The organism is Aestuariirhabdus sp. LZHN29 (assembly GCF_049985285.1).
Lineage (GTDB): Bacteria > Pseudomonadota > Gammaproteobacteria > Pseudomonadales > Aestuariirhabdaceae > Aestuariirhabdus.
In genome coordinates this window covers 330,725-342,914 of the sequence record NZ_JBNIEU010000001.1, presented here as the reverse complement: position 1 = coordinate 342,914, position 12,190 = coordinate 330,725, and the positions used below count along the sequence as shown (strand labels likewise).

Genomic DNA, 12,190 nt, shown 5'->3' with positions numbered 1-12,190 from the left:
CAGATGCTGACGTTAAAAAATGTATCGACTTACTACGGTAAGATTCAGGCGCTCCACGATGTGTCGGTTCAGGTTAACGAGGGCGAAATTGTCTCCTTGATTGGCGCCAACGGAGCGGGAAAGAGTACGCTTTTGATGACCGCTTGCGGCGATCCTCGCCTCGGAAGTGGTAGTATCGAATTTATGGGTGAGGATATCTCACAAAAAAAGACATCCGATATTATGCGCACAGGAATTGCGGTAGTGCCTGAGGGGCGCAGGGTGTTTTCTCGATTAACGGTAGAGGAGAACCTGCACATGGGTGGGTTCTTTACCGAGCAGTCGGAGTTCGACAAAACGCTGGAGCACGTTTACCAGTTGTTTCCGCGCCTTAAGGAGCGTGAAAACCAGCGTAGTGGAACAATGTCCGGTGGCGAGCAGCAGATGCTGGCCATCGGTCGTGCGATGATGAGTCGACCCAAACTATTGTTCCTTGATGAGCCCTCACTGGGATTGGCGCCGCTGATCATTCAGCAGATCTTTGACATCATCGAACAGCTGCGTAGCGAGGGGATGACCATATTTCTGGTGGAGCAAAATGCTAATCAGGCGCTGCGACTCGCGGATCGCGGATACGTACTGGAGAACGGTCGTATCGTTTTGGAAGATACCGGCGATGCGCTGCTTACTAACGAAGCGGTGCGTAAGGCCTATCTAGGCGGATAAAATCGGTAGGCGGTGTCACAAACCTGGTCGATCGGCGGCGCGCAAGCGCCGTCGGTTATCAGAGTTATCGGTAACCACTGCGCCATCCGTATTTGCTCGGGTTTGACTCAGTCCCGTAGACTTTTCTCCTCCTGTACCGGGATGACCTTCTGCTGCCGGGATGGGTATCGATAACCGACTATCTTTATGTCGGACACGCTGGTAGCCGCTTCCGTTGTGCACTAGGATAAAGCTATGACTCAGGGCGGCTTATTCTTATCTCTCTCCTTGCGTAGTCGCCTACTTTTGGTGATGGCGCTTGCGCTTGCGCTGCTGTTACCACTGTCGCACCATTTCGCCCATGAGCTGATCTTTCCAAGTTTTGTGAGCCTGGAAAAACAGCGCCTGAAATCAGACCGGGATGCCCTGGACAGCTCGCTTGCGCTGCGGGTTAATAGCGTGCGCTCGACGGCGCTGGACTGGGCGCAATGGGATGATACCTACGAGTTTATCGCCGGTAAAAATGACGCTTATATTGAAGATAACCTTGAAATTAACTCCCTCGCTAACCTCGACGTAAACGGACTTATCTATTTGGACCTAAGTGGCCGGGTAGTCCACAGTATTAACATCGACCTGGAAAAGATGTCTCTACGTCCCCTCCCGGTCTCTCTCTTGCGCTACTTAAAGAGTGGGGCTTTGTTTTTTGAGGAGGGTAAGCCTCGCGCTATAAGTGGATTGCTAGCGGTAGACGGTTTACTGGTTGCCCTGGCTGCAGAGCCGGTCACCGACTCTAACCAGAACTCTGCCAGCAACGGTGTGTTACTGGTCTTGCGCTTTCTGGACCGGTCGGTACTGCAGGAGACTGAGCGCCTCGTAGGCACTCCGTTTGAGTTGGTATGGGACTCCCATCCGCTAATGAGTGCAGCAAATATAGAACAGCTAGCCGCACTAGACGCAGAAGAGGCGCAGTACCGTGTAGTAGAGGGGGAAGGTCAGGGGTCGCTGAGCTATAGGTTGGAGGATATTACGGCCAAACCCCTGCTGGTTCGAATCAGTCGTGAGCTTTCTATTATGGCGGAAGGGGCATACGCCCTGGAGCGCTTTCAGTGGGTGATACTGACGGTGGTTTCGAGCGTCATGGTGCTGTTGACCCTGATTATCAATCAGGGTCCGCTTGCCCGTTTACGCAAGCTACAGGCAAGCGTACACCATATTGGCGTCGACGCGTCGGCTGAAATTGTAGAGCTCCCCGGGCAGGATGAGCTGGCCCAATTGGCTCGCGATTTCTCCTGGACGGTAGAGCGTTTGCGCACCGGTTTTGAGCGTCAACAGGTGTTAATGGACCAGCTTATCGATGGTTTTGTCGAGCTGGATCTGGAAGGCCATGTTCGAGTCGCCAATCTGTCCATGGCGCGCATGTTGGGTGTTGAACGCGAAAATCTGATAGGTGCTCACTATAATGCGCTGATGCCAGCTGCTGTAAGTAAGTTGATTTCAGGGTATTTACAATGGGTTGCCAGGGATCCGGCGGTGACCAGCCGCGAAGTTTTAGAGATTTCACGCTCTAATGGGGAGGTGCTTTTTATTGAGGTGAGTGCATCGGCCATATTATCCGGCAAGGGAAAAGTTAAAGGAGTTCGCAGTGTTGTGCGGGACGTAACCCACCGTCAACAGGAACATATGGAGCTGTCCCATATGGCGTATCACGATCCCTTGACCGGCTTGTTTAATCGCAAGGCACTGGGGAATGAGATCGAAGATCTTTTGCGACAGCGGCATTATCGGCCGGTTACCCTAGGGGTGCTGTACCTCGATCTGGATCATTTCAAACGGGTGAATGACACCCTTGGGCATCAGGCAGGTGATCAGTTGTTACAACAGATTGCTCATCGCTTGCTGGCGAGCATGCGGGAAAACGATTTTATAGCCCGAGTTGGCGGTGATGAGTTTGTGGTGTTGCTGCAGCGTGGGGACACCAAGCATTTTGAAGTGGTTGCCGAGAAACTGGTCGATTCTATTCGCCAGCCCTATATGGTAGACGGTAACCATATCGATTATCTAGGGGTCAGTGTGGGTATCAGTCTTTGCCCCGAACACAGCGAGCTGCCCGAAGAGCTCATCCATCTGGCCGATCGGGCGATGTATATGGCCAAGCAGCGCCGCGCTACTTATGAGGTCTACCAGCACAGTCCGTTATAGCGTCCGTTTTACATAACCGGCCGGTCTATCGGCGGGGTAGACTCCAGCGTGAGGCGAATTTTTTCCAGCCCCCGCCGCAGGGTTTCGCGGTCTGCAACGGGGCTGATGCAGAACCGAATCGCCTGGGGCGCGTGAAAACTACCGACGGCGAAGGTTTCGGCCGTTTTCACCAGCACTCCATTGCGTTCAGCCTGCTCCACGAAAGCCTGTGCACGCCACTGGGGAGGGAGTTCCAGCCACACATTGTACCCCTGCGGCGGATGAGCGATGGCGTAGTCCCCTAACATCTCATCGACCAGGGCCTGGCGCGCAATGGCCTCCTGGCATTGCCAGCGGTGTAGTTGCTTGTCGCTGCCTTCACCTATCCATCGGCATACCAGCTCAGCCATTAGCGGTGGAGCCATCCAGCAGTTGGCGCGCAGAGTATGGGCCGTTTCCGCTACCCAGTTTTGGGGTACCTGCAGCAAGCCGACGCGCAAGCCCCCCGCCATCACTTTTGCTACCCCGCCAATATAAAACACCTGCTCCGGTGCCATTGTTGCTAATGGTGTGTGGCGCTCGGGTGTCGCGTTGAACTGGATGTCATCCTCCAGAAGCAGCACATCGTAACGTCGGGCGATCTCGACAATTTGCTGCCTTCGTTCCTGGGAGGTTTCAATGGTTGTGGGGTTGTGCAGTGCGGGCATGCAGTAGAGTGCGCGGGGTTTCTGCTGGCGACAAAGGCCCTCAAAGGCTCCCGCATCGATCCCCTCGGAATCCATGGGTAGGCCGACATGACGCAGCTGCGCCAGCCGCGCTGCCGCGCTAAAACCGGGATAGGTGAGCCCTTCTGATAGAACCAGGTCTCCGGGTCGACAGATGGTTTGCAGGGCGATGCTGATCGCATGTTGACCGCCACAACACAGCAGCAATCTCTCGGGGTCACTGTCCACGCCGGCTTCACCCAGCCATGTGGCAAAACGATTACGCTGGTGCGCCATACCCTGTTCGTTCTGGTAGCTCAGCAGGGCTTGCAGGGTTGAGGGTTCCGCGGATAGCTGTTGCAGGCTATCGGCCATTAGCTGGGTTTGGGGGCCGTTGAGGCTGAGGCTGAGCCCGAGATCGATAGCACCGCCGGATTGCGGGTCGATAATCCCGAAGCCATGCATCGCGTGCTCGACGTTACGGTCTCGGATAAAGGTGCCACTGCCTACCCGGGCGCTCACCAGCTGGCGTCGCTCCGCTTCCTGGTAGCCGCGAGTGACGGTGCCTATAGTGACGCCGAGCGCGTCTGCCAGTGCGCGATGGGTCGGCAGTCGATCTCCCGGTTGCAGGTCTCCTCTGTCGATGGCGTTGGCAATGCTGTCGGCAAGCGCCACGTAGCGTGGCCCGGTTCGTTCTGCTATCTCATTAAGCCATATTGTCATGGTGACAATAAATTCCTTGACCGATTATAGAAACAAAATATGATGACAAATATCGAATTGTAATTACGAAGCGACAAAACAATTATAAGTGTATGCATACAATTAGCAAGGAGCAGACAGATTATGAGTACAGCATTGCAGGCAGCTTTTTACGCCACCCCTACCGCGCAGACCCTGGGCGCAGAGGTCATCCGGGTCGATGGGGATCGGGTGATGCTAGACCAGACCCTGTTTTACCCTGCGGGGGGCGGGCAGCCTGGCGATCAGGGGCATTGGATTACCAGCAATGGCTCGTCCCTAAGGGTGGTGGACACGGTTAAGGCGGAAGCGCCGGGTGAAATATGGCATCAACTGGAAGCCCATGACCACGGCCTCAGGGTGGGTGACTCGATAACACAGCATCTGGACTGGGCGCGCCGCCACCGTCTGATGCGTATGCATACGGCGCTGCACCTGCTCTGCTCGCTGGTGCCGCGGGGCGTGACGGGAGGCTCGGTGGGGGTGGACAAAAGCCGGCTCGATTTCGACCTCGGTGATGCGACGGTGGACAAGGTTCAGCTCACGGAGGCGATCAACCGCCTGGTGGAGCAGGGCATCGAAGTCACCAGCGAGTGGATCACCGATGCAGAGCTCGATGCCAACCCCGATCTGGTGCGAACCATGTCGGTTCAGCCTCCGCGAGGAGCGGGCCGTATTCGCATGCTGAGAATTGCCGGGGTGGATTACCAGCCCTGTGGTGGCACCCACGTTGGCAATACCTCCGAGATCGGCGAGGTCACTATCAGCAAAATCGAGAACAAGGGCAGGCGCAACCGACGCATCCACCTTCAACTTAATGATTAACCGCTTCGTAGCCCGAGAAGGGCTCAGGACCAGACACATGACTCATAGCTTCTATCTTATCGCTGTCGGTAATGCTCGCGTGCAGCAGCTCGTTAGCCAGCCGAGGAGGGGAATATGCCCCGCACGGGAGGGCCATCATGGTGCCCTTTGAAACGCTGCTGGCGCTGGTGGTGTTTGCCTTTGTCTCTTCGGCAACCCCTGGCCCCAATAACCTGATGTTGACCGCGTCGGGGATCAACTACGGTTTCGTACGTACCATCCCTCACATGCTGGGCATCCCCGGTGGTTTTGCGCTGCTGTGCCTGTTGGTGGCGTTCGGTTTAGGAACGCTGTTCCAGAGCTACCCGGTATTGCAGGAGGCCCTAAAATGGATCGGCTGCGCCTACCTGCTCTATCTTGCCTGGTGCATCGCGCGGGCTACGCCACCAACCGCAGACGCTGAGGTGCAGGCTGGCAAGCCTTTCACCTTCGTACAGGCGGCGGGGTTCCAGTTCGTCAACCCCAAGGCCTGGGTGATGGCGATCACCGCGATGTCCAGCTTCACCCTGGCGGGAGACGGCTATACGACCTCCGCGCTGATGGTGGCGGCGGTATTTGTGGTGGTCAATCTGCCCTCGGTCAGTCTGTGGGCGGGTTTTGGCAGCCTGTTGCGGCGTATGATGAGTGATCCTCGTAAACTGCGCGCGATCAATTTGATGCTCGCGGGCCTCACCGCCGGTTCGGTGGTGTTGATTCTTAACTAGGGCTGCATTCAATTTTTGCGGCCACTCGCTCCAGGGTCATGCGCAACCACTGCTGGGCCGGGTGGTTGTGTAGGCGGGTGGCCCATACCAGGTAAATCGGTACCGGGTCGGCGCTAAAGGGTAGGGGCAGTATTTGCAGTTCAAAGGCCTGCTGATACTGTTGCGCCAGCGACGTCGATGAAACGCCGATGGCATCGCTACGGCCCACGGTTGCCAGCATGCTGACAAGGGAGTTGTGTTCGCAGTAGATCGAGCGTGGTCTCAATACCTCGCGGGTGAGGATATCCGCAACCGTCAGGCTGTGCCGGCGCAGGGTGAGAAGCACGTGCATCTCCTGATAGTACTGATCGGCATTGATCTGACCACGGATGCGGGGGTGACCTTGTCGCACCACGCAGCAGATATGCTGGTGGAGCAGGAGCGAGCAGGAGAGTTCGGCCTGTTGTGGAGGGATGAAATCCAATACCAGATCGACCTGATTGTTGAGCAGGTGCTCTTGGATCTGGTCCTCCTGTGGGGGGAGGTCCCGAAACACAATCCGAGAGCGCAGACCGCGGAGCTCTCTGTCGAGCAGAGGTTGCAACAGATGGATCAAAGGCTCCATGGCGTACACCTGAAATGCTCGTTCACTCTGTTTGGGGTCAAAGTGCTCAAACCCCTGAATGACCCGATCAATATCGAGCAATGAGTTTTCTAACATGGCATGCAGTTGATGCGCGGCGACCGTGGGTTGAATACCCCTACCCGCGCGGACGAACAGATCCTCTCCAATCTGTCGCTTGAGGCGGTGGATCGCATTGCTGACCGAAGATTGGGTCAGGTCCAGCTGCTCGGCGGCTCGAGTAAAAGACGCAGTGCGATACACAGCAGAAAATGCGCGCAGCAGGTTTAGGTCAAAATGGCGGTTTTGCGGCATTGGGTGTGCTCAATTCATTCATAATATAAATAGTTAAACCCAATATAGACTTAGTTATCTTGCTAAGACAGCACTCTATGCTCTTCTCATAACAACAATCGATGGGAATGCAGCCTTCCCTGCGCAGAGGACAATGGAGACCCCATGAACAAAACGCTATTTTTCACTACCATCACTATGGCTTTTGCCGCCGCCCACGCCGATACCGAAATCGTTCTGGACTATGCTGGCAAACCGGCGACAGCTCATACCCGGGAGGCGAACCAGAATCAGGCCGGGCGTCTCAATTGGGACGACACCCGGGCTTTTACCGATGCTCGGCGCGGCCTGATCGCCAGATTTGACGCCGAGACGGCAGCGTTGCTACGCGAACAGTTTGAGTTTATAGGCAATGAGGCGCCTGATACGGTGAATCCCTCACTGTACCGGCAGGCTCAGCTCAATCAGGCGGCTGATGGGCTCTACCGGGTAAGTGATGGCATCTATCAGGTTCGCGGTACCGACCTGGCCAATATGACCCTTATTCGTGGAGACAGTGGCTGGATTCTCTATGATGTGCTGCTGACCCGGGAAGCGGCTGTACAGTCGCTCAAGTTTGCTTTGCAGAATCTTCCCGAGGGCGGAGACCTGCCCGTCGTGGCAATGATTTACTCCCATTCTCATGCAGACCATTTTGGGGGTTCCCGGGGTATTATTGATCGCTATCCCGACATACCCGTCTATGGCCCCAACGGCCTGACTAAGGAGATAGTCGACGAGAATGTACTAGCGGGGAATGCGATGTCGCGCCGGGCCGCTTACCAGTATGGAGTGACGCTGGACACTGGTGACCAGGGTATTGTCGATGCAGCGCTGGGTAAGGGGTTGTCCCAGGGCGAGATCACTTATGTGGCCCCCACCTACGACCTTAATCAACAGGAGCGTATTGAACGGTTAACCATCGACGGTGTGGAGATGGTTTTTATGGACGTTTCCGGTGCAGAGGCGCCCGCCGAAGTGGTGACGTACCTGCCGCAGCAAAAAGCGTTATGGAGTGCCGAACTAACCTATCACGGCATGCACAATATCTATACTCTGCGCGGTGCCAAGGTGCGCGACTCCCTGGCCTGGTCCAAATACATCAATGAAATGATCACTCTATGGGGCGGGGAGGCAGAGGTACTTTTTGCCGCTCATTCCGCTCCGGTGTGGGGTAACGCTGAGATCAACGAGTATTTGCGTTTGCAGCGGGATAACTACGGTCTTGTGCATAACCAGACTCTGCGACTGGCGAATAGCGGGGTAACCATTCAGGATATCGGTGATGCGATCGAGGCGACCATACCCGACGCAATCTACCAAACCTGGCACACTAATGGTTACCACGGTACATACAGCCATAATGCCAAGGCGGTGTACAACATGTACCTGGGATACTTTGATATGAATCCGGCCAATCTCGACCCGCTGCCGGTACAGGCGGAAGCTGTTAAGTATGTGCAGTATCTGGGTGGAGCAGATCGTGTGATGGAGTTGGCCCAGGCCGATTTTGATAAGGGTGAGTACCGTTTCGTGGCGACGGTGATGAGTAAAGTTGTGGCCGCCCACCCCGAACATGCAGCAGCACGGAATCTGTTGGCTGATACCTATGAGCAGCTGGGCTACCAGTCTGAGGGAGCCGGGTGGCGTAACATCTATCTAACCGGCGCTCAGGAACTGCGCATTGGTATTTTGCCTGGAACTCCCAAAAGTGCCTCTTCCGATGTGATTGGGCAGATGGATATCTCTACTCTGTTCGACTATCTGGCGGTAAAGGTTGACAGTCTGAAGGCTGCTGAGCAGGGGCGGGTAACACTGAACGTAGTGGCACTTAACAGCGATGAGGTGCTCTTTGTTGAACTGAGTAACGGGAACCTCAACAACATACTGGTAGATGCGCCGCGTCAAGCGGATGCGACCCTGAGTATTAATGGTGCCGATATAACCCGTGTACTACTTGGGCAGGTGAGGCTATCCCGGTTGCTGGAAACCGGAGCGGCGACCCTGGAGGGGGACGACCAAACCCTCGGCAAGATTTTCGGGACCTTGGTGGAGTTTGATCCCGAGTTTGAGATCGTGCCGCTGCCACCGGTTCTGTAACCGACGCCGATGGTCAGCGCGACTCCTGTTACGAAGTGGTTCCGGGCAACCCGGGGTAGCTTGCTATACTATCAATCGCTCCGGTTAGGGGGGCGATTGGGTAGCGGAGTCATTGGATATGAAACGATTAGGCATCATCGGCGGCATGAGCTGGGAGTCTACCCAGAGCTATTACCGGCTGATCAATGAAGGGGTGAAGGCGCAACTGGGCGGCCTGCACTCGGCGGATCTGCTACTGCACAGCCTGGATTTTGCCCCGGTTGCCGCGCTGCAGGCACAGGGGGAGTGGGAGCAGCTGGGTGATCAGCTGGCCGGCAGTGCGCGGATGTTGCAGAACGCCGGGGCCGACGGGGTGTTGATCGCCACCAACACCATGCACCGGGTCGCCGAACAGGTGGAGTCATCACTGGATATACCACTATTGCATATTGCCGATGCCACCGGTGAGGCGCTTCGGGCTGCCGGTATCGAGCGGGTCGGCCTGCTGGGCACCGCCTTCACCATGGAGCAGCGCTTCTATAGGGGGCGCTTGCAGGAGCGCTTTGGACTGGAGGTGCTGACACCCAATGCGGAGGATCGCGCGCTGGTGCACCGGGTGATCTACGACGAGCTGTGCAAGGGTGAGGTAAATGACACCTCGCGACAACAGTATGTTCAGGTCACGCGGCGGTTGCAGGCGATGGGAGCCGAGGCTGTGATTCTAGGGTGTACAGAGATCGGCTTGTTGTTGCCGCCGCACGCGGTCGAGGTGCCGCTGTTTGATACCGCTGCGATTCATTGCGCCAGTGCGGTTGAATTTATGCTGGATTAGGCAGGCTGCTAATTTAACGTCCACGAGGTCGGGTAAGAGATTTTATTGATCTGTATAGTGTTTGTACGGCATCCTCTGTGGTTCAATCACTCGCCTTATGGATCGAGAGCGACCCACCCCATGTTGAATGACCTGGTAGAACGCCTGAAGAGTATCGATAACCCGCAGGAGGCGATCGAGATTGCGCCGCGAATCTGGTGGGTGGGGCATTATCTGCCCGGCGACAAATTCCAATGCCACTGCTACCTGATTGAGCAGGGGGACCAGTCGGTATTGGTGGATCCGGGTTCCAAGCTCACCTTCGACCATACCCTGCGCAAGATTGAGCAGGTAATCCCTTTCGATTCCATCCGTTATTTCCTTTGCCAGCACCAGGACCCGGATATCACCGGGGCGATGCCGGTGATCGACGAGATGATCTCCCGCGACGATGCCGTACTGGTGACCCACTGGCGCACGCAAATGCTACTCAAGCATTACGGGCTCAAGTTGCCCTTCTGGCTGGTGGATGAAAACGGCTGGGAACTGGCGCTGGAAGATCGAACCCTGGGTTTCACCCTGACCCCCTATGCCCATTTCCCGGGTGCCTTCGTGACCCTCGATGAAAGTAGTCGAGTACTGTTCTCCAGCGATCTTTTTGGTGGCTTCACCGAAGAGTTCAGCCTGCTGGCCAGGGATGAGAGTTACTTTGAAGCGATGCGCCCCTTCCACGAGCATTACATGCCCAGTAAGGAGGTGCTCGGGTACGCGATGTCGGAGATTGAGGCCCTCAACCCCTGTTTGATAGCGCCCCAGCATGGCTCGCTGATTCCCAAGAGCTTGATCCAGTCGATGATATCCGGGCTGATGAATCTCGATTGTGGGCTTTACCTGCTGGCCCGGGGCGACACCAATATCCGCAAACTATCGCGGCTCAATCAGGCGCTGCGCGACATCACTCAAACCATGTTGTTGTCGCGGGAGTTTCGTGAGATCGCCGATCGCCTGGCGGTCATTATTCGGCGCGATCTGCCGGTGCAAAGCCTGGAATATTTTGCCCTTTTTGGCGACGATCATATTCTCGACTTTTCCGCCGAAACCCGATATCGGGGGGTGGAGGTACCGCGTACCGCAGAAACCACCCAGTTGCTGGGTCTTGATCGGCCCGAGTGGGTGCAGTGGGTAAGCCTTTTTAACGGGGTTTGCGGTCAGGTGATTGATGACAGTGAGTTTTGCCTGATACAGCGCAACGGTCACCACCGTATCGTGGTGCCGTTGTTTGATCCCGATATCCCCCGCATCACCGCCATTGCGGTTATTCACCTGAGCGAAGAGATCGCGGTGACGGCCCATCTTGAGCAGGTGATTCACCGCCTCACCATGCCGTTGCAGGTTGCGATCGAGCGGGAGGTGATCTATCGGGAGCTGGACCGGGAGCGACAGAAACTCTACGAGCGCTCCATCCATGACCCGCTAACAGGACTCTTTACCCGTATCTATATGCAGGATGCGGTGCAGCGGCTGTGTGAAATTCAGGATCGGGAAGGGTCTGATCCGGTAGCGGCGCTATTGCTCGATATTGACCACTTTAAGCAGGTCAATGACACTCTGGGGCATAATCAGGGGGACGAAGTGCTCAAGCAGGTGGCCGCGCTGGTGCTGCAACAGATTCGCGGCGGTGATATTGCGGTCCGCTTGGGGGGGGAGGAGTTTGTTATCTTTATGACCGCCGAAGAGGAGGCCGAGGCGCGCGGGTTTGCAGAGCGGTTAAGGGCCAGCATCGAAGCTACAACCTTCTATGCCTCGATCAAACGATTGTCGGTGACGGTGAGTATCGGCACCGCGATTCGCCATGAGGGTGAGCCCCTTGAGGGCGTCATAGAACGCGCCGATCGCGCGCTCTATTGTGCCAAGCATCGGGGCCGGAATCGGGTCGAGCACTCCGTTTAAGGTACAGCAGGCCAGTATCAGACTGGCCGCTGCAGAGCGGGGAAGCGTTCAAGAGCCTAATGAGTCAGGCCGTTTTCTAGAGATCGGCAACGATATCCTTGCTGAAGCTCTTCTCGCAATATTTGCACTTAAGCTGAATGCCGCTGGTTTTTTGCTTCACGGTAAAGTGGCTGTGGACCGGTTCACTGTGGGAGATGCAGTTGGAGTTGGGACAGTCGAAAGCCGCTTCCACCACGTCCGGAATCGACATGGGAAATTTTTCCTTCACCACGTAGTTTTCAATGACATTGATCGTGGCCGTTGGCGCGAACAGCGATAGCTGGTTGGCTTCCGCCTCGGTGAACAGGCGGTTCTCCACCTTGATCAGATCCTTCAGTTCAAGGTCCTTGCTGGGCAGGTTAAAACCGACGGTGATCTTCTCCTTCAGATCCACCAGATGCAGTTGCTTGAGGATTTTGATGCCCTGGCCGGCGGGAATGTGATCGATCACGGTGCCGGTTTTAATCGCTTCTACTTGTAATTTGTTTGCCATGATGCG

10 protein-coding genes are annotated in these 12,190 nt (G+C 56.0%); 7 read left to right on the top strand and 3 right to left on the bottom strand.

The window, feature by feature from the left end; all coding sequences use genetic code 11:
- The first annotated feature begins 3 nt into the window (after window positions 1–3).
- Complete coding sequence (locus ACP3PW_RS01590; RefSeq protein ID WP_426414901.1) at window positions 4–705, top strand: ABC transporter ATP-binding protein; 702 nt, start codon at window positions 4–6, stop codon at window positions 703–705.
- Window positions 706–939: 234 nt separating this feature from the next.
- Window positions 940–2,886, top strand: coding sequence for a diguanylate cyclase domain-containing protein (locus tag ACP3PW_RS01585; protein ID WP_426414900.1), 1,947 nt, complete (start codon window positions 940–942; stop codon window positions 2,884–2,886).
- A gap of 8 nt (window positions 2,887–2,894) precedes the next feature.
- On the opposite strand, the gene ACP3PW_RS01580 is transcribed toward ACP3PW_RS01585, so the two are convergent.
- Window positions 2,895–4,292 (bottom strand): PLP-dependent aminotransferase family protein, encoded by a 1,398-nt coding sequence (locus ACP3PW_RS01580; protein ID WP_426414899.1) that lies wholly within the window; start codon window positions 4,290–4,292, stop codon window positions 2,895–2,897.
- 123 nt (window positions 4,293–4,415) lie between these two features.
- On the opposite strand from ACP3PW_RS01580, the gene ACP3PW_RS01575 reads away from it, so the two are divergent.
- Window positions 4,416–5,135 carry an alanyl-tRNA editing protein gene (locus ACP3PW_RS01575; RefSeq protein WP_426414898.1) on the top strand — a complete coding sequence of 240 codons (720 nt, stop codon included), beginning with the start codon at window positions 4,416–4,418 and terminating at the stop codon, window positions 5,133–5,135.
- A gap of 137 nt (window positions 5,136–5,272) precedes the next feature.
- Complete coding sequence (locus ACP3PW_RS01570; RefSeq protein ID WP_426414897.1) at window positions 5,273–5,878, top strand: LysE family translocator; 606 nt, start codon at window positions 5,273–5,275, stop codon at window positions 5,876–5,878.
- Here ACP3PW_RS01570 and ACP3PW_RS01565 read toward each other — a convergent pair.
- On the bottom strand, window positions 5,871–6,794 hold the full coding sequence (locus ACP3PW_RS01565) for a LysR family transcriptional regulator (RefSeq protein WP_426414896.1): 924 nt from the start codon (window positions 6,792–6,794) through the stop codon (window positions 5,871–5,873). The genes ACP3PW_RS01570 and ACP3PW_RS01565 overlap by 8 nt on opposite strands.
- A 144-nt stretch (window positions 6,795–6,938) precedes the next feature.
- On the opposite strand from ACP3PW_RS01565, the gene ACP3PW_RS01560 reads away from it, so the two are divergent.
- The 3 genes from ACP3PW_RS01560 (at window position 6,939) to ACP3PW_RS01550 (ending at window position 11,652) form a co-directional block, all read left to right on the top strand.
- Window positions 6,939–8,912: an alkyl/aryl-sulfatase gene (locus ACP3PW_RS01560; protein ID WP_426414895.1), complete on the top strand. Its 1,974-nt coding sequence runs from the start codon at window positions 6,939–6,941 to the stop codon at window positions 8,910–8,912.
- A 118-nt stretch (window positions 8,913–9,030) separates the two neighbouring features.
- A complete protein-coding gene (locus ACP3PW_RS01555; RefSeq protein ID WP_426414894.1) occupies window positions 9,031–9,723 on the top strand; it encodes an aspartate/glutamate racemase family protein in 693 nt (230 codons plus the stop codon).
- A 120-nt stretch (window positions 9,724–9,843) separates the two neighbouring features.
- Window positions 9,844–11,652 carry a diguanylate cyclase gene (locus ACP3PW_RS01550; protein WP_426414893.1) on the top strand — a complete coding sequence of 603 codons (1,809 nt, stop codon included), beginning with the start codon at window positions 9,844–9,846 and terminating at the stop codon, window positions 11,650–11,652.
- Window positions 11,653–11,728: 76 nt separating this feature from the next.
- On the opposite strand, the gene pyrI is transcribed toward ACP3PW_RS01550, so the two are convergent.
- On the bottom strand, window positions 11,729–12,184 hold the full coding sequence (gene pyrI, locus ACP3PW_RS01545; protein ID WP_426414892.1) for an aspartate carbamoyltransferase regulatory subunit: 456 nt from the start codon (window positions 12,182–12,184) through the stop codon (window positions 11,729–11,731).
- Window positions 12,185–12,190 lie beyond the last annotated feature (6 nt).

Bases quoted from the DNA above. Each gene is read 5' to 3' on its own strand.
- ACP3PW_RS01590 (WP_426414901.1), top strand. From the start codon at position 4: ATGCTGACGTTAAAAAATGTATCGACTTACTACGGTAAGATTCAGGCG.
- ACP3PW_RS01585 (WP_426414900.1), top strand. From the start codon at position 940: ATGACTCAGGGCGGCTTATTCTTATCTCTCTCCTTGCGTAGTCGCCTA.
- ACP3PW_RS01580 (WP_426414899.1), bottom strand. From the start codon at position 4,292: ATGACAATATGGCTTAATGAGATAGCAGAACGAACCGGGCCACGCTAC.
- ACP3PW_RS01575 (WP_426414898.1), top strand. From the start codon at position 4,416: ATGAGTACAGCATTGCAGGCAGCTTTTTACGCCACCCCTACCGCGCAG.
- ACP3PW_RS01570 (WP_426414897.1), top strand. From the start codon at position 5,273: ATGGTGCCCTTTGAAACGCTGCTGGCGCTGGTGGTGTTTGCCTTTGTC.
- ACP3PW_RS01565 (WP_426414896.1), bottom strand. From the start codon at position 6,794: ATGCCGCAAAACCGCCATTTTGACCTAAACCTGCTGCGCGCATTTTCT.
- ACP3PW_RS01560 (WP_426414895.1), top strand. From the start codon at position 6,939: ATGAACAAAACGCTATTTTTCACTACCATCACTATGGCTTTTGCCGCC.
- ACP3PW_RS01555 (WP_426414894.1), top strand. From the start codon at position 9,031: ATGAAACGATTAGGCATCATCGGCGGCATGAGCTGGGAGTCTACCCAG.
- ACP3PW_RS01550 (WP_426414893.1), top strand. From the start codon at position 9,844: ATGTTGAATGACCTGGTAGAACGCCTGAAGAGTATCGATAACCCGCAG.
- pyrI (WP_426414892.1), bottom strand. From the start codon at position 12,184: ATGGCAAACAAATTACAAGTAGAAGCGATTAAAACCGGCACCGTGATC.